This window comes from Franzmannia qiaohouensis (assembly GCF_031451695.1).
Lineage (GTDB): Bacteria > Pseudomonadota > Gammaproteobacteria > Pseudomonadales > Halomonadaceae > Franzmannia > Franzmannia qiaohouensis.
Genome location: NZ_JARWAM010000011.1, coordinates 120456 through 145248, shown reverse-complemented (window position 1 = coordinate 145248; position 24793 = coordinate 120456). Strand labels below are relative to the sequence as shown.

General features: G+C 63.6%; 22 protein-coding genes. 8 read left to right on the top strand and 14 right to left on the bottom strand.

The window, feature by feature from the left end; all coding sequences use genetic code 11:
- Positions 1-18: 18 nt before the first annotated feature.
- From QC821_RS15730 to QC821_RS15715, 4 genes are all read right to left on the bottom strand, one after another.
- Positions 19-1746, bottom strand: a complete 1728-nt coding sequence (locus QC821_RS15730) for a sensor histidine kinase (protein WP_309723551.1) — start codon at positions 1744-1746, stop codon at positions 19-21.
- 8 nt (positions 1747-1754) lie between these two features.
- Positions 1755-2129, bottom strand: a complete 375-nt coding sequence (locus tag QC821_RS15725) for a septal ring lytic transglycosylase RlpA family protein (protein ID WP_309723548.1) — start codon at positions 2127-2129, stop codon at positions 1755-1757.
- A gap of 79 nt (positions 2130-2208) precedes the next feature.
- Positions 2209-3081, bottom strand: coding sequence for a uroporphyrinogen-III C-methyltransferase (gene cobA, locus QC821_RS15720; protein WP_309723545.1), 873 nt, complete (start codon positions 3079-3081; stop codon positions 2209-2211).
- A gap of 141 nt (positions 3082-3222) precedes the next feature.
- A complete protein-coding gene (locus QC821_RS15715; protein WP_309723542.1) occupies positions 3223-4683 on the bottom strand; it encodes a sodium-dependent transporter in 1461 nt (486 codons plus the stop codon).
- Positions 4684-4977: 294 nt separating this feature from the next.
- Between QC821_RS15715 and QC821_RS15710 the strand changes: the two genes are divergently transcribed.
- The 4 genes from QC821_RS15710 (at position 4978) to maiA (ending at position 8564) form a co-directional block, all read left to right on the top strand.
- Positions 4978-5448: a MarR family winged helix-turn-helix transcriptional regulator gene (locus tag QC821_RS15710; protein ID WP_309723539.1), complete on the top strand. Its 471-nt coding sequence runs from the start codon at positions 4978-4980 to the stop codon at positions 5446-5448.
- A gap of 67 nt (positions 5449-5515) precedes the next feature.
- Positions 5516-6829, top strand: coding sequence for a homogentisate 1,2-dioxygenase (hmgA, locus tag QC821_RS15705; protein WP_309723536.1), 1314 nt, complete (start codon positions 5516-5518; stop codon positions 6827-6829).
- A 28-nt stretch (positions 6830-6857) separates the two neighbouring features.
- Positions 6858-7898, top strand: coding sequence for a fumarylacetoacetate hydrolase family protein (locus QC821_RS15700; RefSeq protein ID WP_309723533.1), 1041 nt, complete (start codon positions 6858-6860; stop codon positions 7896-7898).
- Between the two features lie 15 nt (positions 7899-7913).
- Positions 7914-8564 (top strand): maleylacetoacetate isomerase, encoded by a 651-nt coding sequence (maiA, locus tag QC821_RS15695; RefSeq protein ID WP_309723531.1) that lies wholly within the window; start codon positions 7914-7916, stop codon positions 8562-8564.
- Between the two features lie 8 nt (positions 8565-8572).
- Here maiA and QC821_RS15690 read toward each other — a convergent pair whose 3' ends face one another.
- The 6 genes from QC821_RS15690 to QC821_RS15665 form a co-directional block, all read right to left on the bottom strand.
- The gene (locus QC821_RS15690; protein WP_309723528.1) at positions 8573-10120 is read right to left on the bottom strand and encodes an HAL/PAL/TAL family ammonia-lyase; all 1548 of its coding nucleotides are present in this window, start codon (positions 10118-10120) and stop codon (positions 8573-8575) included.
- Between the two features lie 25 nt (positions 10121-10145).
- Entirely contained in the window at positions 10146-11276 is a 1131-nt protein-coding gene (locus QC821_RS15685; RefSeq protein WP_309723525.1) for an AMP-binding protein, read from the bottom strand.
- 84 nt (positions 11277-11360) lie between these two features.
- The gene (gene pyp / locus QC821_RS15680) at positions 11361-11738 is read right to left on the bottom strand and encodes a photoactive yellow protein (protein WP_309723523.1); all 378 of its coding nucleotides are present in this window, start codon (positions 11736-11738) and stop codon (positions 11361-11363) included.
- A gap of 415 nt (positions 11739-12153) precedes the next feature.
- A complete protein-coding gene (locus tag QC821_RS15675) occupies positions 12154-14130 on the bottom strand; it encodes a tripartite tricarboxylate transporter permease (protein ID WP_309723520.1) in 1977 nt (658 codons plus the stop codon).
- A gap of 74 nt (positions 14131-14204) precedes the next feature.
- Positions 14205-15317, bottom strand: a complete 1113-nt coding sequence (locus QC821_RS15670; RefSeq protein ID WP_309723517.1) for a type 2 periplasmic-binding domain-containing protein — start codon at positions 15315-15317, stop codon at positions 14205-14207.
- A gap of 105 nt (positions 15318-15422) precedes the next feature.
- On the bottom strand, positions 15423-16517 hold the full coding sequence (locus tag QC821_RS15665) for a 4-oxalomesaconate tautomerase (protein WP_309723514.1): 1095 nt from the start codon (positions 16515-16517) through the stop codon (positions 15423-15425).
- A gap of 148 nt (positions 16518-16665) precedes the next feature.
- On the opposite strand from QC821_RS15665, the gene QC821_RS15660 reads away from it, so the two are divergent.
- Positions 16666-17583, top strand: a complete 918-nt coding sequence (locus QC821_RS15660; RefSeq protein ID WP_309723511.1) for a LysR family transcriptional regulator — start codon at positions 16666-16668, stop codon at positions 17581-17583.
- Positions 17584-17664: 81 nt separating this feature from the next.
- On the opposite strand, the gene hppD is transcribed toward QC821_RS15660, so the two are convergent.
- Both hppD and QC821_RS15650 read right to left on the bottom strand, forming a co-directional pair.
- The gene (gene hppD, locus QC821_RS15655; protein WP_309723507.1) at positions 17665-18765 is read right to left on the bottom strand and encodes a 4-hydroxyphenylpyruvate dioxygenase; all 1101 of its coding nucleotides are present in this window, start codon (positions 18763-18765) and stop codon (positions 17665-17667) included.
- Positions 18766-18987: 222 nt separating this feature from the next.
- Complete coding sequence (locus QC821_RS15650) at positions 18988-19596, bottom strand: LysE/ArgO family amino acid transporter (RefSeq protein WP_309723503.1); 609 nt, start codon at positions 19594-19596, stop codon at positions 18988-18990.
- 137 nt (positions 19597-19733) lie between these two features.
- On the opposite strand from QC821_RS15650, the gene QC821_RS15645 reads away from it, so the two are divergent.
- Positions 19734-20681: a LysR family transcriptional regulator ArgP gene (locus tag QC821_RS15645; RefSeq protein ID WP_309723500.1), complete on the top strand. Its 948-nt coding sequence runs from the start codon at positions 19734-19736 to the stop codon at positions 20679-20681.
- Positions 20682-20686: 5 nt separating this feature from the next.
- Here the strand turns inward: QC821_RS15645 and fdhA are convergent, their stop codons facing one another.
- On the bottom strand, positions 20687-21880 hold the full coding sequence (fdhA, locus tag QC821_RS15640) for a formaldehyde dehydrogenase, glutathione-independent (protein WP_309723498.1): 1194 nt from the start codon (positions 21878-21880) through the stop codon (positions 20687-20689).
- Between the two features lie 261 nt (positions 21881-22141).
- On the opposite strand from fdhA, the gene cfa reads away from it, so the two are divergent.
- Positions 22142-23293 (top strand): cyclopropane fatty acyl phospholipid synthase, encoded by a 1152-nt coding sequence (gene cfa / locus QC821_RS15635; protein ID WP_309723496.1) that lies wholly within the window; start codon positions 22142-22144, stop codon positions 23291-23293.
- A 170-nt stretch (positions 23294-23463) separates the two neighbouring features.
- On the top strand, positions 23464-24378 hold the full coding sequence (locus tag QC821_RS15630) for a sensor domain-containing diguanylate cyclase (RefSeq protein ID WP_309723493.1): 915 nt from the start codon (positions 23464-23466) through the stop codon (positions 24376-24378).
- 9 nt (positions 24379-24387) lie between these two features.
- Here QC821_RS15630 and QC821_RS15625 read toward each other — a convergent pair whose 3' ends face one another.
- Complete coding sequence (locus QC821_RS15625) at positions 24388-24792, bottom strand: group II truncated hemoglobin (RefSeq protein WP_309723488.1); 405 nt, start codon at positions 24790-24792, stop codon at positions 24388-24390.
- Between the last annotated feature and the right edge of the window lies 1 nt (position 24793).

Below are 24793 nucleotides of genomic sequence, written 5' to 3'. Positions count from 1 at the left end.
GGCGTGTTGTTGCCGTGCTCAGGCGTCGCTGGCGCTGGTCGCACGGCACAGCGTCTTGTCGAGCACCACGGTGAAACCGGCACCGCCCAGCTCGCTATCCTCCAGGGTGATGGCGCCGCCGTTCTCCTCGCATAGCCGGCTGACCAGCGCCAGGCCGATACCGCGATGCTTGCCGGGCTTGGTCGAGAAGCCCTCGCTGAAGATCGACTCGACCTGCTCGGGCGGCACCCCGGGGCCGTTGTCCTCGACCTCGATCAGCAGCTGGTCGCCGAGATCGGTGAAGAACAGCCGCACCCGCGGCTGGCGCGGGCCAGCGTCGGCGTCGAGGCCCGCCGCGCTGGGCGTGCCGATGCCCTGCACTGCGGCATAGCAGGCGTTGTCGAGCAGATTGCCGATCACCGTCATCAGCACCTCCTGACCGTGCAGCGTCAGCGGCTCGCCGAGCGAGCTCTGTTCGTCGATCTCGAGCTGCACGCCCAGCTCGCGGGCGCGGGTCAGTTTGCCCATCAGGGTACCACTGAGGACCGGGTCGGCGACGTGGGCCATCAGAAACGCCATCTGCGCCTGGGCCCGCTCGCTCTCCTGATGAATCAGCGCCAGCGCCTCCTTGACCCGGTCGAGCTGCAGCAGGCCGGAGATGGTATACAGCTTGTTGGAGAACTCATGGGCCTGGGCGCGCAGCATGTCGACGTCGCGGGTCACCGCGCTAAGCGCCTGGGACAGGTCGACGATCTCGCGCCGGCTGCGGAAGGTCGCCACCGCCCCTTCGACCTCGCCCTCGTGCATCACCGGCACGCGGTTGACCACCACCGGGTGATCGCCCAGCCACATCTCCTGGTCGAACTGACGTTCGCCGCTGTCGAGCACCTCCATCAGCCGCGAGTTGGGCACCACCTCCTGGACCGGCTGGCCGAGTACCTCACGCTCGCTGGGCAGGTCGAGAAAGCGTCGCCCCTGCTGGTTGAGCAGGGTGATCTGGCCCTCGTGGTTGACCGCCAGGATGCCCTCGTGGATCGACTGCAGGATGGCCTCCTTCTCCATCGCCAAGCGTGCGATCTCGTGAGGCTCCAGGCCCAGGATCACGCGTTTGAGATGGCGCGACAGGCCGTAGGCGCCAGCGAAACCGAACACGATCATGAGTGCCACCAGCATCCAGCCGAAGCTGGTATGTTCGACGACATCCAGCTCCACGCGATCGAGCATGAAGCCCACCGAGACGATGCCGACGATATTGCCCTCGGCGTCGAATACCGGCGTCTTGCCACGCATCGCCTCGCCCAGCGAGCCGGTGGCCTCGGAGACATAGGACTCGCCGTGGATCAGCGCGCGGTCGTTGTCGCCACCGACCATCGACAGGCCGAGCCGCTCCTCCAGCGGGTGGGAGTAGCGAATGCCCTCCTCGTTGCCGACCACCACGTAGCGCGCACCGGTCTCGCGGCGGATGCGTTCGGCGATGGGCTGGATGGTGGCGCTGGGATCGTCGTCGTCGAAGGCCTCGATCACGGCCGGGATGCTGGCGACAGAAAGCGCCACCGACAGCGCCCGCTGGCCGATCTGGTCGGCGATGATCTCGGCCTTGCGATGGTTGAGATAGGCGCCCTGGGCAAGCAGCATGCCGGCCAGCAGCGCGCCCACCAGCAGCATCACCTGCAGCCGGAAGCTGCGCAGCTTGAGCCCACGGCGGCTGCGGCCACGGCGCCGCCAGCGGGCGACTTCGGCGATGAATTCAGGACGCGTAGTGCGCATACGGGGCCTCACTCGGCGCTGACGCGGACCGGCGCGACACCGCTGCGTAGCATGTCGAGCTCTTCGGCGGCGCGCCGCGACAGGTCGATGATACGGCCGCGCACGAAGGGGCCACGGTCGTTGATTCGCACCACCGTTTCGCGGCCGTTGTCGAGATGGGTGACGCGTACGCGGGTACCGAACGGCAGGCTAGGATGCGCCGCGGTCAGCGCCCGCTGATCGAAACGCTCGCCGCTGGCGGTCTGGCGACCGTGGTAGCGATCGGCGTAGTAGGAGGCGATGCCCTCCTCGCTGGCCACGCCGGCGCCGGACTGGCGCGCTCCCTCGCGGCTGGCGCAGCCAGCGAGCAGCACGGCCAGCGACAGCAGTGCGCATAGTGCCATTGACCGCAATGACCCGCGGGCGGCAAGGGGCGTGGGGAGTCCATGCATGTCGAGCGGCCTACCTCTGACAGAGTCGCACTCAGGCGCTGTCGGCGTTGGCCTCGGGGGTGGGGTGCTTACCCTCCTGCCAGCCGCCGCTGCCGGCCCCGCGCGGGTCGAACCACGCCAGGCGCGCATGCAGCGCCACTACCTGGCCGACAATGATCAAGGTCGGCGGCTTGATAGTGCCCGCCGCGACGTCTGCGGGCAAGTGCCGCAGGGTGCCGACATGCACCCGCTGGCGCGCCGTGGTGCCCTGCTCGATCAGCGCCAGCGGGGTGTCGTCGGCCAGGCCATGGGCGCGCAGCTCGGCGCTGATGATCGGCAGCCCCCCCAGGCCCATGTAGAACACCAGGGTCTGCCCGGGGTGGGCCAGGGTCGCCCAGTCCAGCTCGCAGCTGCCGTTCTGCAGATGGCCGGTGATGAAGCGCACCGACTGGGCGTGATCGCGGTGCGTCAGCGGAATGCCGGCATAGGCGCCACAGCCCGCCGCTGCCGTGACTCCAGGGATTACCTCGAAGTCGACGCCGGCTGCTGCCAGGGTCTCGAGTTCTTCGCCGCCGCGGCCGAAGATGAACGGGTCGCCGCCCTTGAGGCGCACCACGCGCTTGCCCTGGTCCGCCCAGTCCACCAGCGCCTGGTTGATACCCTCCTGGGGCACGCTGTGGTGGGAGCGGGCCTTGCCGACATAGAAGCGCTGCGCCTGGGGGTTGGCCATGGCCAGGATCTCCTCGCTGACCAGCCGGTCATGCAGGATTACCTCGGCCAGTTGCAGCCGCTTGAGCGCCTTAAGCGTCAACAGCTCGGGATCGCCCGGACCGGCACCCACCAGAGCGACCTGACCGCGTGGAAAGTCACGGCGATTGGCCAGGCCGACGTCGGCGGCTAGCGAGCGGTGAGAGGAATCGGCCATTGAAAGAACCAAAAAGAATAAAAGAAGCGTTAGATATGCCGAAGTTTAGAGCATCATGGCGGGCGCCGCCAGCCTGCTGCACACACGATACTGCCCCGCCGGCCAAGGCCGACGAGGCAGTGAATGGCGTTGCAGATGGGGTCAGGCGTCGCGCGGACGACGCAGGCGCGGGCTTGCCACCTCGCCGATGACCACCACCAGCGCCAGCAGGGCCAGCAGCCACGGCCACTGCGAGGCCAGGTGCAGGGTCGCGATGCCTAGCGCATCGATGAAGATCAGCACAATCCCCAGCGGGCTGACGTAGCGAATCATGAACAGCCATAGCGCGTGCTGGGTGTCGGACAGACCCAGCTCGGCCTTGAAGATCTCGTGGCGCAGCAGGAAGCCCGCCATCAGCGCCATTGCCAGGCCGCCAAGCGGCATCATCCAGCGCGAGGTCAGGTAGTCGAGCCAGTCGAAGGCGTTGCGCCCCGCCAGGGTCCAGTCGGCGCCCCAGTTGAACGACAGCATCGCCAGGCTGCTGACCAGCCACAGCACGATACCCACGCCCCAGGCGGCGTGCTTGCGCGCGATCCCCTTGCTCTCGTTGAGCCAGGCCACGCTGGCCTCGATCATCGAGATCGACGAGGTCAGGGCCGCCATCGACAACATCACGAAGAACAGGATGCCGAACAGCGTGCCCAGCGGCATCGACTGGAAGGCCAGCGGCAGGCTCATGAAGATCAACCCCGGACCCTCGCCGGGATCCATGCCGTTGGCGAAGATGATCGGGAAGATCGCCAGGCCGGCCATCAGCGCCACCACGGTATCGGCGGCCGCTACGCTGAAGGTGGTGCGGGCAATCGAGCTGCGGTCGGGCAGATAGGCACCGTAGGTGAGGATCGCCCCGGAGGCCAGCGACAGGGTGAAGAAGGCGTGACCCAGGGCCGCCAGCATGCCCTCGCTGGATAGCCCTTCGGCGTTGAAGGAGAACAGGAAGGCGACCGCCTCGCCGAAGCCGCCGGAGAAGACGCCGTAGCCGATCAGGATCGCCAGCATGATCACCATGCCCGGCATCATCCAGCTGACGCTGCGCTCGATGCCGGCCTGGACCCCCTTGCCGACGATCAGCATGGTCAGCACCACCACCAGCGTGCTCCACATGCCGAGGTTGAAGGGGTTCTCATTGTTGGCGACGAAGATCGCCATCATGTCGTCGACGCTCGACCCGCCCAGCGAGCCGCTGAGCATCTTCCATAGATAGGAGAACGACCAGCCGGCCACCACTACGTAGAAGGAGAGGATCATGAACCCCGCCAGCATCGCCATCCAGCCCACCAGCGACCACAGCCGCCCGTGTCCCGACTCGCGGGTGACGCGCCGGATGGCGTCGATGGGGCTACCGCGTCCGCGCCGGCCAAAGGCGATCTCGGCCATCATGATCGGCACCCCCACCGCCAGGATGCAGGCCAGATACACCAGCACAAAGGCGCCACCGCCGAACTCGCCGGTGATATAGGGGAATTTCCAGATATTGCCGAGGCCCACCGCGGAGCCGGTGGCGGCGAGCACGAACCCCCAGCGGCCGAGCCAGAGATTCTTGGGTTGTTGTCTTGTCGTCATTGCCAAACCTTTCGAGGAAGCTTGTTATTGTCGGTGATCACCGAGCGATTCGCTACCTAAGCGTCGGATATCATCGTCATTGACCATAGGAAACGTCATGAACGGCATAAAATAACGTTTCTTTTGAAACGATATGCTTGGCAAAGCGACCCCGACAAGCGCTGATCGCCGCCTGTCACCCTTGCCATGCCAGAAAACCGTCACGAAATCCTGACACCTGCACCCGAGCACCATCACGCGCTCCCTCGGTTACACTGGGGCACGACTCGAACGACACGACACAGGATACTTGCCGTGAGCCACGCCCCTTCTTCGCCACCGCCCGAGCTGCAGCTGGAGCAGTTCCTGCCCTATCGCCTGGCCCACCTCGCCGAGCGCATCAGCCAGTCGTTGGCGCAGATCTACGCCCGAGAGTTCGAACTCAGCATCGCCGAGTGGCGCATCCTGGCCTGGCTGCATCAGCGCAGCAGCCTAACCGCCAGTCAGATCTGCGAGCTCACCGATATGGACAAGGCGCGAGTCTCGCGGGCCGTCAAGTCGCTGGGCGAGCGTGAACTGCTGGCCCGCCAGCGCACCCACCGCGACCAGCGCAGCATGCGCCTGAGCCTCACGGAGGCGGGGCAGGCACTGATGGCCGAGGCGATCCCCCTGGCCCTGGCGTGGGAGGGCGAACTGGTCGACGCACTCAGCGGCGCCGAATATCGCGACCTGTTCCGGCTGCTCAACAAGCTCGACGCGCGCCTGGATCAACTGGTCGAGGCTTGACCCGCCCCAGGCCTCCGGCTAGATTTAGTTTCAAATGAAACAAAAAAATCTAGCCAGGAGATTCGCCATGCCATCCCAGCATGCCGTGCCGTCGTACCACAGCGGCTTTCGCAATCACGTCTCGAGCGAGGCGCTGCCCGGCGCCCTCCCCGAGGGCCAGAACTCGCCGCAGCGCTGCGCCTACGGGCTGTATGCCGAACAGCTGACAGGCTCGGCCTTCACCGCGCCGCGCGGCCACAACCTGCGCAGCTGGCTGTACCGTATTCGCCCCTCGGTGGTGCAAGGCGCCTACCGCCCGCTAGACCATCCGCGCTGGGTGACCGCCCCCAACGCCTCGGCGCTGGCCGATCCCAACCAGATGCGCTGGGACCCGCTGCCGCTGCCCACTGAGCCCACTGATTTCATCGACGGCCTGACCACCATCGGCATCAACGGCGATGCTCCCGGCCAAGCCGGCTGTGGCGTGCACGTCTACGCCTGCAATCGCAGCATGCAGCGTTTTTTCTACGACGCCGACGGTGAGCTGCTGATAGTGCCGCAGCTCGGCGACCTGGTGGTGCGCACCGAGATGGGTGTGCTCGAGGTGGCCAGCGGCGAGATCGCGGTGATCCCCCGCGGCATCAAGTGCCAGGTGCGCCTGGCCGAGGGCAGCGAGGCGGCGCGCGGCTATGTGTGCGAGAACTACGGGGCGCCCTTCGAGCTGCCCGGGCTTGGCCCGATCGGCGCCAACGGCCTGGCTAACCCCCGCGACTTCCTGTCCCCGGCCGCCGCCTATGAGGACGTGTCAGGCGAGTTCGAGCTGCTGGCGCGCTTCTCCGGGCGGCTGTGGGTGACCCGGCTCGACCACTCACCGCTCGACGTGGTGGCCTGGCACGGCAACTACGCGCCCTACAAGTACGATCTGGCCCACTTCAACACCATCAACACGGTGAGCTTCGACCACCCCGATCCGTCGATCTTTACCGTGCTGACCTCGCCCTCGGAGACCCCGGGCGTGGCCAACCTCGACTTCGTGATCTTTCCGCCGCGCTGGATGGTGGCCGAGAACACCTTCCGCCCGCCCTACTTCCATCGCAACCTGATGAGCGAGTTCATGGGCCTGATACACGGCGAGTACGACGCCAAGGCCGAAGGCTTCGTGCCCGGCGGTGCCAGCCTGCACAACTGCATGTCGCCCCACGGCCCCGACGCCGAAACCTTCGACAAGGCCTCCAGCGCCGAACTCAAGCCCCACTACCAGGCCGCCACCCTGGCCTTCATGTTCGAGAGCCGCTACCCGTTCCAGACCGTGCCCGACGCCCGCGACGCCGACTTCCGGCAGCGCGACTACGTCGATGTCTGGTCGACGCTGCGCTCGCACTTCGACGCCGAGCGGCCCTGATTCCCCTGACGACAAGGATTCCACGACCATGAAACTCGCCACCCTCAAGCTCGACCCCAGGCAGCGCCGCGACGGCGAACTGGTGATCGTGTCCCGCGATCTGCGCCAGGCCGTCAGCGCCAGCGATATCGCCGACACCTTGCAGCAGGCCCTCGAGGACTGGGACGCCGTCAGCCCCCGCCTCGAGCAGCGCTACGCCGAACTCAACGCCGGCAGCGCCATGGGCGCCTTCGACCTCGACACACGCGAGCTGCACTCTCCGCTGCCGCGCAGCTATCACTGGGCCGACGGCTCGGCCTATCTCAACCACGTCAAGCTGGTGCGCCAGGCGCGCGGCGCCGAACTCCCCGAGAGCCTGTGGAGCGACCCGCTGATGTACCAGGGCGGCGGCGACGCCTTCCTCGCCCCGCATGAGGACATCGCAGCGCTCAGCGAGGAGCACGGCATCGACTTCGAGGGCGAGATCGCGGTGATCACCGACGACGTGCCCATGGCGGTGACGCCGCAGCAAGCCGCCGGCCATATCAAGCTGATCATGCTGGTCAACGACGTCAGCCTGCGCGGCCTGATCCCCGCCGAGCTGGCCAAGGGCTTCGGCTTCTTCCAGGCCAAGCCGGCCTCGAGCTTCTCGCCGGTGTGCGTGACCCCCGACGAGCTGGGCGACGCCTGGCAGGACGGCCGCGTGCACCTGCCGCTGAGCGTGCACCTCAACGGCGAGAAGTTCGGCGAGCCCGAGGCCGGGCCGGACATGATCTTCGGCTTCCCCGAGCTGGTGGCCCACGCTGCCAGGACGCGTCATCTAGGTGCCGGGGCCATCGTCGGCTCGGGCACCGTCTCCAATCCGGATGCCGACGGCGGGCCGGGCAAGCCAATCGAGGCAGGCGGCGTGGGCTACAGCTGCCTGGCCGAGGTGCGCATGGTCGAGAAGATCCTGTTCGATGAGATCAAGACGCCGTTCATGCGTTTCGGCGACCGGGTGCGCATCGAGATGTTCGACCGCCAGGGCCACAGCATCTTCGGCGCCATCGACCAGCAGGTGGTGAAGTACCAGCCCCACAGCGGCCAATAGCCGCAGGAGCCAGCCATGACCACGCTATACGGTTACTACCGCTCCTCGGCGGCCTACCGGGTGCGCATCGTCCTCAACCTCAAGGGCCTGGCCTTTGAGCAGGTCCCCGTTGACCTGGTGGCCGGAGAGCAGCGTAGCCCGGCACATCTCGCCCGCCATCCGCAGGGGCTGGTGCCAACCCTCGAGACCGATGACGGGGTCCAGCTGACCCAGTCGCTGGCGATCTGCGAGTACCTGGAGGAGTGTCACCCTACCCCGCCGCTGCTGCCCGGGGATGCCGCCGGGCGGGCGCGGGTGCGCGCCCTGGCGCAGCTGATCGCCTGCGAGATGCATCCGCTCAACAACCTGCGCGTGCTCAGGTACCTGGTGGATGAGCTGGGCACCAGCGACGCGGCCAAGCTGGCCTGGTACCGCCACTGGATCGCCGCGGGCTTCAGCGCGCTGGAGGCCCAGCTCTCCCGCGCAGCGGGCAGCGGCGACTTCTGCCACGGCGACCGCCCGACCCTTGCCGACGCCTGCCTGGTGCCGCAGGTGTTCAACGCCGAACGCTTCGACTGCGACCTCGGCGACTACCCGCGCATCAGGCAGATCGTCGCCCACTGCCGTGCCCTGCCTGCCTTTGAGCAGGCCGCGCCAGCGGCGCAGCCCGACGCCAGCAGGCGCTGAGCCGGTCGTTAGTCGAACAGCGCCATAAGAGGCTTGACCGAGGTGGGATGCGAGAGTGCGTGGCTCAGCGTATCGATCTCTTCCGCAAGCGGCCGATCATCCAGCAGCGGAGCGGCATGCTCGCGTGCCCAGCGATGGAGTTTGCGAGACGCCTCGCTCAGCGTTGCGTCTCCGCGGATATCCACCGCCTGGGCCAGTACCAGCGTTTCGATTGCCAGCACCTGATAGAGCTGCTCCAGGCTAGTACTGGCGCGGCGAGCGGCTACAGTGCCCAGAGGAACGATGTCCTGATTGTCGGCATTGGTGGGGATCGACTGAATCGACGCTGGCATGGCGTGGGTGCGAAGCTCCGCCACCAGCGCGGTGGCACTGACCTGAGCGCCCATGAAGCCGCTGTGCAGGCCGGTATCGCGTGGCTGCATGAAGGCGGGCAGGTTGTTGTTTCTCTGCGGGTCGGTAATGCGCGCAATGCGGCGCTCGCTATACAGCGCCATCTGGATCACGGCATTGTTCAGATGGTCGCTGGCAAAGGCGAGGTGCTGGCCAAAGAAGTTGCCGCCATGAAGAATCATCTCGTCTTCGGCGAACAGCAGCGGGTTGTCGCTCACCGCATCGAGTTCGCACGCCACCGTATCGGCGTGCTGTCGGCATACGTCCCATACCGCCCCCAGCGCCTGGGGCGCGCAGCGCAGCGTATAGGCATCCTGGGGCAGGTCGCGATTGAGCGCCAGACCGCAGGGCATGTCGGGCAGCGAATGCGCTCGCCATGGCTTCAATGCCGCGCTGTCTTCCGACAGCCGCCACAGCCAGCCATGCAGCTGCTGCTGGCCGGGGTGTGGTCGTATGGCGCCGATGCGGGGATGAAAGGCTTCGCGGTGGCCATTCAGCAGCTCGGCGTAGAGTAATACCAGCAGGGCACTGAGCTTGACCGCTCGCTGTGCCTGCATGGCATTGAGCGCCGCGATGCCGACGGTAACGGAGGTGCCGTTAACCAGTGAGATGGCATCCTTGTGCTCGAGCTGCAGTGGCGAGATACCGAGTCGACGGTGCGCCTCTTCACTTGGTATCCAGCCGCTGCCTTGCAGACTGACACGGCCTGAACCACTCATCGCTCTGGCAAGATGCGCCAACGGCGTCAGATCTCCGCTGGCCCCCACGGTGCCGCGAGCGGGAATCTCCGCCACGACATCCTCTTTCAGCCATAGCACCAGTCGCTCTAGCAGCAGCGGGCTCACCCCCGAATGGCCGCGCAGCAGGCTGGCCAGGCGCGCCACCATCAGGGCGCGCACCTGGGACGGGGCAAGCGGCTCGCCTACCCCACTACACAGGTGATACACCAGGTTCTGCTGTAGTAGTGCCGACTGCTCAGGCGACACGTATGTGCTCGCCAACGGGCCATAGCCGGTAGTGACACCGTAGATTCGCTGCCGACTCTCGATACGCTGCAGCAGGAATCGATGTGCTTTGCGGGCCGCCTCAAGATCGCTGTCAGACAGTCTTACATCACCGTGGCCAAGGGCGACGGCCTCGAGATGTTCCAGCGTCAATTGCTGCATCGTTTATCCTGTACGGAGCCAAAGATTACCAGTCGCAGAGCTTGCCCAGCGCATTGGTGGGCAGCGCATGACCGAACGTGATCGAGACAGGACGTTGAGCCGCAGGCAGACTTGGCAACATCGCGTCCAGACCAGCCGATGCGTCTTCCTCAGAGGCACTGGGAACGATATACGCCTTGAGGCGTACTTGGTCATCACCGGCGATGTAAGCGCGCACGGCGCAGTGGCTGACCTCCGGCAACGCCTCAATCTTGCCAGCAACCTCAAGAGGACTGACGTTTGTGCCGCCTATCGTCACCAGATCATCACGCCTGCCTTGGAGGGTGAAGCGCCTGGTATCTTGCCAGGCAATATGGTCAGGCAGGCCCACACGCTCGCCACAGTGAACGGCACTAATGGCATCACACGAAGATCTCTGCCAATGCTCCAGGAGCTCGAACGAAGCCGCTGGAAACCAGCGAGTGGCGACCCCACCTGTCTCGCTACTGCCGTATATTTCCAGCAGATTGGGAAGGCCATTTGCCGTCAGCAGCTGCGCTGCATGTTGAGGCAATGGGCCTGTGGACGTGACACCCACCACGTCGGAAGGCCAGCTTTTGCGTGAGCTGGCAAGGTACCCCCAACGCGGAGGCACGGTAACGATCACATCCCCTGAATGCAGCGCAGGCAGCGTATCGCCTGCGGCCAGTCGTGGCAGACCGTTGACCAAGGGGTATGCGATCCCCAGCATAAACCCGTACAAATGGTGTAGCGGCAACCAACTTACCACCCGGGTGGCAGAGACTTTATCGTGTAACCGGCGATGCAGAGCACGGGCTTCCGTCTCGATGGCAAGCCAGGGTTGATGACACGTCTTGGGAACTCCGCTGCTGCCGGATGTGCGAAAGCTGAGCCCCGACGTGTACGGCATGGCCTCGACAATCAGCTCGGCCCATGCTTCCAGGCTCTCGGTCATCAGCAAGCGGTCTTCAACACCGGTTTCATGTAGGTTGAAGAACTCATTGACACTGGCGGCCAGGTAGAGACGTTCGAGTGAGTCTATCTGCAAACCGTTAGGCGCAAGTGAAACCTGCGCACCACGATATGCACTCAGTTCAGCGTGCAGAAGCGAATGCAACAACTCTTTGACAGTTGTTGTATCAAGCCACCTAGACATCGTGGGGTGCCTTGTATCAGGGGAGAAAAATACGACGTCCCTGTCGTCACTATTCCTTGCGGTTGGGTCTTTTTACCCTTGCGATTACAGCCGCTTCACAAAGATCCAGTAGGTATCGCCTGAAATGGCTTTCTTCATGTGGATCTTCACTTTGGTCGGCTGCATTTTGTAGTCAAAGATGTATTCAAAGATAGTATTAAGGTCGCCCTTGCTAACGCCATCCTTGAAACGCCCCTGAAACTCTTTGCCCTGAGTACAAGGCGCGACGTCCTTGAAGAAGTCCTTGCCGATTACACTCTTGGGATCGCGTCCGGTAATGCTACCCTCGGCAGCGTTGTATTGCAGAATCTTGCCACTTGCATCGAGCTGAATGGCACCGAACGCCAGCCCGTCGAGTGCCTTTTCATCCATCTTGGCTAAGGCGTTCTCTATGTCACCACTGCCGAATTGTACTTTTTCCACGCCACGTCTCCATCATCCTAGCGGAAAGCACGAAATTGCACGCCGCTGCTTTATGCTTCTTAGTAATAACGAGATTCCAGATTATCAGCTTAATTTTATCAAGTAAACGAATTAGAAAGCCCTAGAACGGCCGCATTTTCGAGGCTTGAGTAACCTAAGATTACTGAAGAAAATGATCATTTGGCTCAACGGATTCGCCCTCACCGACACCCAGCAACTATCGTGAATTCGGCGACCGCCCAAGCAAAAAACCCGCGGCACGGGCCGCGGGGTAAGGCGTCAGGAATAGGCGGTAGCGGTTTGGGCCAGGGCCACTCACTGGATCCGGTGCCACTGGCAGTCGATCATAACGGCTGGCTGGCAACCGGTGACTAGCCGCACCAAGCTCATGCCATCCCCTAGCACCAGCACGCCATCAGCGGAACCACAGCGCATCGAGGATCCCGCTCGGGTACGTAAGGCTCATGAAGTGGGCCATGGCGACCAGGAAGACACCCGCGCCGGCCGCCAGAATCACGGCAACCCAAGGCTTGAGCCTGGCAATGAACAGCAGGAAGCCCAGGCAGAACAGAATTGCCGACGAGACCAGTCCAAGGCTGAGAATCATGCCCACGAGGGCGAAGAACCCCAGTATCCAGAGCATCTCTTCACGCAGCGGCAGCCATGTCCAACCGGCACTGGCGAGCGTCAACCTGACCGCCTCGGCCGCCATGGAGGCCAGGATGATCGCCATGGCGAGCAGCGGGAAAACACTTCCGAGCAGCGACATCTGACGCGTTTCATGCCAGGTCAGCAGCGACAGTGCGAGCAGGCCGATGAACAGGATGATATCGATGTTGCTGAGGCGAAGCGTGCCTCCCTCCTGAGCCTCCGAATCCCCTGCCCCATCGTGCTTGAACTGCGAGATGGGCTCATTGGCTTGCGTGCGCTTACGGCGGAAGTGCTGCAACAACGGCAGAAACAGCGAGATGCCAATCATGGCAGCGATGATAGCGACACCAGGCCGTGCAAAGGCGCTGCTGCCTTGGAACTGCACCGCTTGGTAGAAGTAGGTTTCAGCACCGGCGGCGAGCACGAAACCGATCAGGAAGGCAGGACGCGACCAGCCGGCACGCTTCATCAGCACGCCCAGCAAGCCGACCAGGCCCAGCGCTATCAGGTCACCGGTGGAGCGCGTCGCTTGATAGGCCGCGAACAGGATCAGCGTAGTGATCAAGGGCGCCAGAATGACAAAGCGGACGCGGGTCAGGCTGGCGACGGGCCCCGCCAGGCCAAGGCAGAGTGCCGCACCCAGGATATTGGCCAGCGCCAACGACCAGATGATCGTGTAGGTCAGGTCGAGATGCGTTTCGATCATTCCGATCCCGGGCTGAAGGCCCAGCAGCAAGAGCCCGCCGAGGAAGACGGCGGCGGTGCCCGAACCGGGGATGCCGAACAGCAAGGTGGGCACCATGGCACCGCAGGCGGTGGCATTGTTGGCCGACTCGGGAGCAATCACCCCGCGAATGTCGCCCTTACCAAACTGCGATTTGTCCTTGGCACTCTGCACGGCATGGCCGTAGGTCAGCCAGTCCACCACCGAACCGGCCAGACCGGGAATGGTACCGATCAGGCTCCCCGCCCCGGCGCAACGCATCACCAGGCCGCGCTCTCTTGCAACGTCCCCGAAGCCTTGCCGCCAGCCCTTGCCAAGGGCATAGGTCTGATTGGCGATGGCCCCGCGCCCCTTCAACAGGTCGATGATTTCCGGCAACGCGAAGATACCTAGCCCGACGACCACCAGCGGCAAGCCATCGTAGAGATAGTCGATATCGAGGTTGAGCCTGAATTCACCCGTGGCCGGCGCCATGCCGATACCGCCTACCAGCAGCCCCAGGCCACATGCCGCCAGGCCCTTGAACATGTCGCCCCCTGACAGGACGGCCACCATCGACAGCCCCAGCAAGGTCAGCATGAAGAGCTCTGAGGACGAGAAAGAGAGCACCACCGGCCGCGCAACGACGATGAACAGAGTAAGAACAATGGCACCTATCAGGCCGCCGATCATCGACGAGAGAAAGGCACTCGACAAGGCGCGTGCCGCCTGGCCCTTCTTGGCGAGGCTGAACCCATCCAGCACGGTGGCTTGTGAAGCGCTTGAGCCAGGAATCCCCAGCAACACCGATGCAAAGGTGTCCCCGGTAGGTATGACCGCCACTAACCCCATCAACATGCCCAAAGCAATCGCGGGATCCATGCCATACAGGAATGGCAACAGTATCGACATGCCGGCAATGCCGCCTAGCCCGGGAATAATGCCTACGATTAGCCCGATGGAAACACCAAGCATCATGTAGAGCAGATGGGGCAAGGTGAAGACTTGCCCTAAGCTAGATAGCAATACATCAAACATAGGAAGAATCTCGTGATAAATGGCAGCGTGCCGGGCCATCCGCTCAAGCGAACAACCCGGCGCCTAGGTGCACGTCAGATTGAGGCACCAAAGCGACTTTCGAGCCACTCGGCCAACCATTCACGAGTATCATCATCGAGCGTCATCACATCGCTGAGATGACGCTCTGCCACGTCTCCACTTACCAAGCTGTAGGGTCCCAGCTGTGCCTCGGACTCCTCTAGAAAGCGCTCGTCATTGATGAATGCGCTAGCGGCGCTGCGGTAGTCATCGATGACATCCTGAGGCGTATCGGCAGGCAGCATGATCAGCTTCTGCAGCGCAAAGCCGGCGGCAAAGAACTGACGAAATGCATCGTAGGCAGGACCTTCGGGAGCGGCACCGTGGATTTCTGCATAGACTTCGCTGAAGGTAGGCAGATCGGGGAACGCCGGGTCGCGCACCAGATTCCCCTCTTCATCCAGCATGCCCAGCGAGAATAACGGGACGGCGTCCCCCGCTTCCACCAAGGGTTCAACGCTGCTGAAATAGGCTGAGGTAGTCTGAAAATCGATCTTGGCCTCTCCGCGCTCGAAAGCCAGGCGTCCTTCGCCACGGCTGCGCATGCCGAACACCGCAGTCACATCCATATCCAGCATATCCAGCGCTATCAATACCGGCATCTCGAGACCGGTAGGAGTTTGCGCGGCAAACTTCACAGGGGTATCGAGAAGCGCCGCCATGACAGCGTCCTGGTCGTCGCCCAGTTCGCTGCTGGCATACACCACACCGCCGGTCGGCGAGGCAAGGACCGGCAGCCAGTCGGCATAGTCATAGCGTACGCGATCTTCGTTCAGCATGGCCGGGAACTGCGTCGATGCAGAAGTGGCAAGAATGTGACTGCCGTCGCTGCTTGCCCGTCTGGCGAACACGTTGGCCCCATTGATCGAACCGCCGCCAGGCACATTGTCGATCATGATAGTGGGGGCACTTTCCAGGTATTCAGTAAGCCAAGGAGCGAGGAATCGTGCCCAAACGTCGGTACCTCCCCCCACACCAAACGGGACGGTAAAGGTGACATTACTCGGCACATTGCTATCCGCATGACCGTAGCTTCCAAACAGCAGCGCAGCACTCACTACGCCAGCCTTAACGAGCTTGCCAAGCCCGGGGGCCAAGCCAGTTTCTTTGCGGTGAAACAGTTTCATGGCGTTACTCCTTTCTACTTATAGGATATATGCGATACTAGGCTTACCATCCAAGCGCCAAGGCGCCTGCCGTTCGTGGCCAAAAGGGCCTATAAAAAGTCAAGCTCATGCGCTGAGCGCTGGATAAAAGATATCCCCACTCATGATCTTGCGCGCTGTTCTTATCATCGAGACGCGCGATACATCACCACTTCCTCCGCTGCCGTGTGACACATCGAGCTCCATGACACCGAGGGGGTGCTCGATAGTCACACTTTGCAGAAGATCGCCCGATTCAAGGTGACCTGCCTTGACTGCCATACGGTTGGCCAGCGTCCCCTCGACGCTTATGGCACTTGCAAGTGCTATTGCCCCGGTTACGGCTATCGACTTATGGCAGCTATGTGGGACGAAGTATCGGGCACGCAGAGTACACGCCGGCGTATCCGAACACGAGACGATGATCGGCTTGGGCAGAACGCTCTGCGTCACGTCTCCCATGCCCATGAGCCGCCCCGCCTTGCGTCTAATCTCTTCCAGGCGGTCCAACATGTCACGCTTGGTATCCAGCTGCTCGGCCGTTTCACTGCCTTGCACACCCAGTGCGCTGGCTTCCACCAACACCACGGGAGTTGCCGCATCAATACAGCTCACCTCGACCCCATCAATGACATCGACGGTATTGCCGGTGGGCAGCAGATGGCCGGTCTTGGCGCCGACGACATCCAGAAAGCTCAGACGTATCCCTGCGGCACTGCCTGGTACACCGCTAATCGAGACATCACCTTCGTAGCAGACCTGCTTGTTCGGCGTGGAAACCTGACACTCTATGAAGCGCTGCGTATTGAGATTACGGACACGAACACTGGTGATACCTTCGTCAGCCTCGACCAAGCCGGTTTCAATGGCGTACGGGCCAACCGCCGAGAGCATATTGCCGCAATTTGGATTGAAATCGACATGTCGCCTCAGCACATCGACCTGGGCAAATAGATAATCGACATCGGCATCTGGATGGGTGGATCGCTCGACAATGGCCACCTTGCTGGTCAGTGGATTTCCCCCACCGATACCATCGATCTGCAGCAGATGACCCGAGCCCATCAGCCCCAGAAGCAAATCGGCCCTGGCCGCTTCGGAATCGGGTAAATCCCTCATTCTCAAGAAGGGCCCCCTGGAGGTGCCCCCCCTCATGATGATGCAGGGAATGCTATTGCTCATGAATCATATCTCGGCTCATGTTTGACATGATATGAGCTTGTCACTCCACCTTTAATGCCTCAAATGCAAATATACATGCCAATTATGGCGATACGCACATTAATGTGCTAGCGTTATTAGTTGAAAACAATGATGCAAGAGACATGCAATGCTACATAGGGTCGAGTTCCTGGATCTTCAGGCGTTCGTGCTGGTCGCCGAGCTGGGTAATTTTCACGAGGCTGCCAAGCGGCTACACCTCTCGCAGCCGGCATTGTCACGTCGCATTCAGAAGCTGGAAGAAGTATTGGAGGTGTCGCTGCTCGAGCGCACCACCCGCCGTACACGCCTGACGGCGATCGGGGTGGACTTTCTGCCGAGAGCACGTCGGGTCATCGAAGAGTACGAGTCATCGATCTTCGGCATCAGGGAACTGGCGACCCACAAGAAGGGCACCCTGACCATCGCCTGCCTACCGACGGCCGCCTTCTACTTTCTACCCAGTGTCATTCGGGTGTTCAGCGAAGCCTGGCCCGGCATACGCATCCGCATTCTCGACGTCAGCGCCAACGAGGGGCTGGAAAAGGTGGTAAGGGGGGAGGCTGATTTCGGCATCAACATGATCAGTGCGCAGAACCCCGAGGTGGACTTCACGCCCTTGCTGAAGGACCCCTTCGTACTGGCACTGCGCTCCGACCATCCGTTGGCGCATAAAACCGATATCCAGTGGGACGACCTTCACGACGTGCGCTTGATCACGGTGAGTCGCGACAGCGGCAACCGTACCCTGCTGGACAACGCCCTATCCGCCGATGGCATCCGCTTGAACAGCTTCTACGAGGTGCAGCATTTATCCACCTCGCTGGGTCTGGTCGAGTCGGGGTTGGGCGTGGCGATCCTGCCGCGTATGACGATGCCCGGCGCCGACCACGACACCCTCTGTTCACGACAACTTCCGGCACCCAACATACAACGGACCATCGGCCTGGTGACCAGCAACTCGCATAGCCTGTCGGGCACGGCACAGCTATTCATCGACCTGCTACTCGAGAAGTGGGGAAACGACAGGGAGAGTGAATCTCACTAGGGGCGAGCGATAGCCAGTTATGGCAAAAAACCCGCGGCACGGGCCGCGGGGTAAGGCGTCAGGAACGGTATGCCGAGGAGCTCAGTCGTCCTTGATCACGCCGCGGCGGATCTGGTCCTCCTCGATGGATTCGAACAGCGCCTTGAAGTTGCCCTCGCCGAAGCCGTCGTTGCCCTTGCGCTGGATGATCTCGAAGAAGATCGGGCCGATCACCGTTTCGGTGAAGATCTGCAGCAGCACGCCCTCGCCTTCGGCACCGTCGACCAGCAGGCTCAGCTCGCGCAGCTCGTCGACGTTCTCCTGATGGTTGGGCACCCGCGCATCGACCTTCTCGTAGTAGGTGTCCGGGGTGGAGAGGAAGGTCACGCCGTTGGCACGCAGGGCGCGCACCGTGGCATAGATGTCGTCGGTGGCCATGGCCAAGTGCTGGATGCCTTCGCCGTTGTATTCGCGCAGGAATTCGGCGATCTGCGAGCTGTCGTCGGCGGACTCGTTGATCGGGATGTGCATCTTGCCGCACGGCGCGGTCATTGCCCGCGACAGCAGCCCGGTCTTCTTGCCCTTGATGTCGAAGTAGCGGTTCTCGCGGAAGTTGGCGATGTCGGTATAGAAATCGGCCCACTTGTCCATCTGGCCGCGGTCGACGTTGTGGGTCAGGTGGTCGAGCACCTTGAGGCCGACGCTGCGCTCGTTGGGTTGGCTACCGGGAATCTTCTCGAAGTCGATGTCGTAGATGGTGCGCCCCTGGCCGTCGACCTTGTTATCGACGAAGTAGAGCAGCGAGCCGCCGATACCGCGTACCGCCGGAATGCCGACCTCACCGGGCCCCACCGGATTCTCCACCGGCTCGGCGCCGTTGGCCACGGCATGCTCGAAGGCCTGCTTGGCGTCGGCCACCTTCCAGGCCATGGCGCAGGCGCTGGGGCCGTGGATCTTGCCGAATTCGGCGGCGTGGCTGTTCGGCTCGGCGTTGAGCACGAAGTTGACGCCCTCCTGCTGGAACAACGAAACCTGCTTGGAGCGGTGCTTGCGGGTCTCGGTGAAGCCCATCTGGATAAATAGCGCGCGCAGCGCCTCCAGGCCTTCGGCGCTGGGTGCGGTGTACTCGACGAACTCGAAGCCGTTGGTGCCGATCGGGTTTTTTGCGCTCTGCTGCGCAGCGACCTGTGCCGGTGCGTTCATGGGGACCTCCTTGAGGTGTTGTTGTGGGTCGTGACCTATGTCGTGCCCCCAGACTAGAGCCCCGGCCGCACCGCGAGCAGCGCTATTTCGTGCCTCTGAGAGGGTGTTTTGGCAATGCAGCGCCGGCTGCCGTAACGATTCCTTGCCAGCCCCTGTCAGCCGTGATGGTGCGCCGCCGCCGCGGTCGAAACCCCTGACACCCCGTAACGAAAACCTTACATCTCACGGCAGCATCGCCCCGCTGGCGAGCCGCCAGGCCACCCAGGCCAGTATCAGTGCGATCAGCGTATCGATGACCTGCCATACGCGGGGGCTGGCCAGGCGCGGTGCCAGCCAGCCTGCGGCAGCCACCAGCCCAAAGAACCAGCCGAACGAGGCCAGCGCGGCGCCGATGAAGAACCCCAGCGGGCTCGGCTGCACCGCGCCAATGGCGCCCAGCAGTACCAGGGTCTCCAGATAGACCTGGGGGTTGAGCAGGGTTACCGCCAGGGTCGCCGCCAGCGCAGCACGCCAGGACCCTTGGGAGCCGCTGGCGGCCACCAGTGCATTGCTGAGCATCGCGCGACGCAGTGCCAGCCACGCCTGCCAGGCAAGAAACGCCGCTCCCGCCCAGCGCGCCACTTCCATCAGCAGGGCCTGCTGGGCAATCAGTGCCCCCAACCCCAGCACCCCCAGGCCAATCAATAGCCAGTCGCACAGTGCACACACACCGGCCACCAGCCAGGCATGCTCTCGACGCAGCCCCTGCTGCAGCACGAAGGCATTCTGGGCGCCGATGGCGACGATCAGGCCGGCACAGATCAGTAGTCCATGGGTGAGGGAAATCAGCACGCGCAGCTCCTTTTGGCAGCATCGATTGGAAGATCGTGCCGAGCAGGCTACGCTGTGCGCTGAAATTAATGAAATTACTAAAGCAACTGAGTGATTAGAAATAATGATGAGTGAATCGACCACCACGGCACGCCAAGATGCTCGACTATAAGCTGCTCGCGGCGCTGGCTGCGGTGGTCGACCAGGCCGGCTTCGAGCGCGGCGCGCGCCAGCTCGGCCTGACCCAGTCGGCGGTATCCCAGCGCATCAAGCTGCTCGAGGCCCGCCTCGGCCAGCCGGTACTGATGCGCAGCCCACGCCTGGCGCCGACGCCACTTGGCCAGCGCCTGCTCAACCATGTGCAACAGGTGCGGCTGCTCGAGCACGACCTGCTCGATGAGGTCCCTGCGCTGGGCAGCGGCGATGAGCCGCGGCTGCGCCTGGCCATCAACGCCGATAGCCTGGCGACCTGGTGGCCGGAGGCCGTGGGCCGTTTCAGCGACAGGCATCGGGTGCTGTTCGAACTGGTGGTGGAAGATCAGGAGGTCGCGCTCAAGCGCATGCGCGACGGCGAGGTCGCCGGGTGTCTCTGCGACTCAGCGCGTCCGGTGCAGGGGGCACGCAGCCACGCGCTGGGCAGCATGCGCTACCGAGCGCTGGCAAGCCCGGCCTTCATCGCCCGCTACTTTCCCCATGGTGTGACGCCGAGCGCCCTGAAGCGGGCCCCGGCGCTGGTGTTTGGGCCCGATGATCGGCTCCAGCATCGCTTCCTGGCGATGTATGGCGTCGAACCGCCGTTTCCCTACCACCTGTGCCCGTCGTCGCAGGGCTTCGTCGGCCTGGCCCTGGCGGGTCTCGGCTGGGGGATGGTGCCGGAGCGCCAGGCAGCGCGCGAACTCGATGCCGGGCGGCTCGAGGAGATCGACCCCAGCGGGCATCTCGCCGATGGCCGCCTGGTCGACCTCTCGCCCCACCAGGCGGTGGACGTGCCGCTCTACTGGCACCACTGGCGCCAGGGCGGCCAGGTGCTGGATGCCCTGACCGACCACCTGCTGGCACTCAGCGATAGCTGGCTGGTGCCGCCGGACGCCACGCCCGGCGGCTGACACGCTCAGGCGGCTACGCTGCCGTGGGGGTCGATGACGAATTTCTTCGCCACGCCGCCATCGAAGTCGGCATAGCCGCGCGGCGCGTCGTCCAGCGAGATCACCTGAACGTTGACCGCCTGGGCGATATGCACCCGCTCGAACAGGATCGCCTGCATCAGCTGACGATGATACTTCATCACCGGGCACTGGCCGGTGTGGAAGGAGTGCGACTTGGCCCAGCCCAGGCCCAGGCGCATCGACAGGTTGCCATGCTGGGCATCGGCGCTCTCGGCACCCGGGTCCTCGGTGACGTAGAGCCCGGGGATGCCGATCTGGCCGCCGGCACGGGTGATGTCCATGCAGGCGTTGAGTACCGCAGCAGGCTGCTCGTGGGAGTGATCGTGGCCGTGGCAGCGCGCCTCGAAGCCCACCGCATCCACCGCGCAGTCGACCTCGCGATCACCGAGAATCGGTTCGAGCATGTCGGCCATCGGCGTATCCTGGCGCAGATCGAGGGTCTCGCAGCCGAAGCTTTCGGCCTGGGCCAGGCGCTCGGGGTTCATGTCGCCGACGATCACGCAGGCCGCCCCCAGCAGCTGCGCCGAGACCGCCGCGGCCAAGCCTACCGGGCCGGCACCGGCAATATAGACGGTACTGCCCGGCCCCACTCCAGCGGTAACGCAGCCGTGGAAACCGGTGGGGAAGATATCCGAAAGCAGCGTCAAGTCGCCGATCTTGTCCATGGCGAGTTCGCGATCGGGGAACTTGAGCAGATTGAAGTCGGCATAGGGCACCATCACGTACTCGGTCTGGCCGCCGACCCAGCCGCCCATGTCGACATAGCCGTAGGCCGCCCCGGGGCGCGCCGGATTGACGTTGAGACAGATGCCGGTCTTGCCCTCCTTGCAGTTGCGGCAACGGCCGCAGGCAATATTGAACGGCACCGAGACGATATCGCCGACCGCGACGAACTCTACGTCACGGCCACACTCGATTACCTCGCCGGTGATCTCATGGCCCAGTACCAGTCCCTGCGGCGCGGTGGTGCGGCCGCGCACCATATGCTGGTCGCTGCCGCAGATATTGGTGGTGACTACCTTGAGAATCACCCCGTGCTCGCACTTGCGCTTGCCCAGCGCCAGTTCGGGAAAGGGGATGGCTTGGACCTCGACCTTGCCGGGGCCCATGTAGACCACCCCGCGATTGGCTTGACTCATGGCTGGCGTCCTTCATTTATGCTGTGATTGGCGCCTACAGCCTAGTCGAGCCAGCCCCGTCGAACGTCTCAGGTGAGGCATCGGCATGCCTGAAAGAGACATGCGCAAGGTTCACTAGCCACCGACGGAGTTACCACGCCAGTTATCGATCGTCTATGCTCACTAAACACGACGTCGCAAGCATAACAAGATGTCGCCGCACCCCTGCCGTCAACCTAGCCAACGCCCGGAGAGCACTAGCTAACGGAACAGGAGACTGCCATGACCAGCGACCCCCGAATCGGCCCCGTCCCCCTCCCAGACAGCCGCGCCCGTCGCGTCGTCGAGCAACTCCTCGAAGGCTCCGGTGTGACCCTCAACGGCAGCGCCGACTGGGACATTCAGGTGCATCATCCCGATCTCTTCTCGCGGGTGCTCCACCAGGGCACCCTGGGGCTCGGCGAGGCTTACATGGACGGCTGGTGGGAGTGCCCACGCATCGACGAGATGGCCTGCCGGCTGCTGATGCATGGGCTCGGTGAACGTGCCCATACGCCTTCCGAACGGCTGATGTACCGCCTGCAGACCGGTTTCTTCAATCTGCAGAGCAAGGCGCGGGCATATATCGTCGGCGAAGCGCACTATGACCTCGGCAATGACCTGTTCGAGTGCATGCTCGACCCCACCATGTGCTACTCCTGCGGCTACTGGAAGCGCGCCAACTCGCTACACCAGGCCCAGCTAGACAAGCTCGACCTGGTGGCGCGCAAGCTCGAGCTAGAGCCCGGCATGCGGGTGCTCGACATCGGCTGTGGCTGGGGCAGCTTTGCCGAATACGCCGCCCACCATTACCGCGCCGAGGTGACCGGCATTACCATCTCCCGCGAGCAGGCGGCGCTGTCCCGCGAACGCTGCCAGGGCTTGCCGGTGGAGATCCTGCTGCAGGACTACCGCGACCTCGACGGCCGCTACGACCGCATCGTCTCGATCGGCATGTTCGAGCACGTCGGCCACCGCAACTATGCCACCTACTTCACGACCGTGGAGCGCCTGCTCGAGGCCGACGGCCTGTTCCTGCTGCATACCATCGGCTCCAACAACTCCGATATCACCGCCGACCCCTGGGTCAACAAGTACATCTTCCCCAACGGCGTACTGCCCTCGGCGATGCATATCGCTCGGGCCGCCGAAGGGCACCTGCTGCTCGAAGACTGGCAGAATTTTGGTGCCGACTACGACCCCACCCTGATGGCCTGGCTGGCCAACATAGATGCCAACTGGCACCAGATCGCCGACGCCTACAGCGAGCGCATCAAGCGCATGTTCCGCTACTATCTCTCGGTGTGCGCCGGCGCCTTTCGCGCCCGCGACCTGCAGCTCTGGCAGCTGGTGTTCTCGCGCGGGCGTGCCGGACGCTATGACGCCCCGCGCTGACCAGGTCATGACAAAGCGTCACACCTTGTAGTCAATCGCTTACATCCTTTGCAGGGTGACGCCTCCTCATGCTTAGGCGTATATTTGCCTGCTTATATAACGAGGTGCCCAGCACCCGACGAACAACAAGAAACACCAACGCAGCGGAACGCCTAGCCAGGAGGCCATCCATGCCTGCCGATGATAGCGTGCTGCCCGAGACCATGGAGAGTCTCGCGCAGCTCAAGGCCATGACCGAACGTATCCCCGGCATGATCTTCCAACTCTTTCGCAGCGCCAGTGGCCAGCTGCGCTTCCCCTATCTGGCCGGCAACGCCACCCTGATCCGCGCAGGTGAGCGCCGCCTGCTGGCCGACGATGCCAGCTACGCTTTCGCACGTATTCACGCCGAGGATTTTCCACGCCTGATGGCCGCCATCGAGCGCTCGGCCAAGTCGCTGACGCCGTTGGCCAATCAGTTCCGGCTCTATCAGCCGTGTGGCGAGATTCGCTGGATCTCGGTGCGCGCCCAGCCCGAATGGCGCGGAGACGGCACGCTATGGCACGGCCTGATGATGGACGTCAGCGAGCAGGTCGCCCATGAGGCGCACCTGCGCGAACTCTCCGATACCGACGAGCTCACCGGCCTGGCCAATCGCCGCAAGTTGATGTGCCGCCTGGACGAGGAGATCTCCTCCGCACGTCGCCACGGCTCGCCGCTATCGCTGATGCTGATCGACCTCGACCACTTCAAGGGTATCAACGACACCTGGGGACACCTGCAGGGCGACCAGGTGCTCGAGGACCTGGCGCGACTCTGCGAGCTGCAGCTGCGCGAGGAGGACATCCCGGCGCGGCTGGGCGGCGAGGAGTTCGCCGTGATCCTGCCGCTGACGCCGCTATCGCACTGCCTACCGCTTGCCGAACGCCTGCGCGAGGCGATTGCCCTCCACGACTTCGGCTTTGGCGCGGGGCGCGTCACGGCCAGCATCGGCATCGCCGAATACCGCCTCGGCGAGCCCCGCGAGGCCTTTATCGAACGCGCCGACCGCCGGCTCTATCGCGCCAAGCACCAGGGCCGCAATCAGGTACTGAGTCAGCCCTGACCCACCCCTTCAGCGCCGCCGACACATCTCCGCCGGGTGACGCAGCTGAGCCAGCAGGTAGGCCTTGAGCTCGGCATCCACGCCCTGCTCGTCGAGCGCCGTTGCCATGCACAGAAGCCAAGCGTCGCGCTCCTCGGGGCCGATATCCAGGTGACGATGCGCCCCCGGGATGCTGATCGGCCCGAAACGCTCGCGATAGCGCTTGGGACCGCCCATCCAGCCAATCAGGAAGGTGGTCAGCTTGTCCCGCGCCTCGTCGAGATCGGCGGGATGCATGGCACGAATCCGCTGCGCCTCGGGCAGCCGCTGCATCGCCGAATAGAAGCGCTCGACGAGTGTGGCCACCGCCGCTTCGCCGCCCAGCGCCTGCAGGGTACTGTCGCCAACGCCGTAGATTCGCGCCGTATCGCTCATC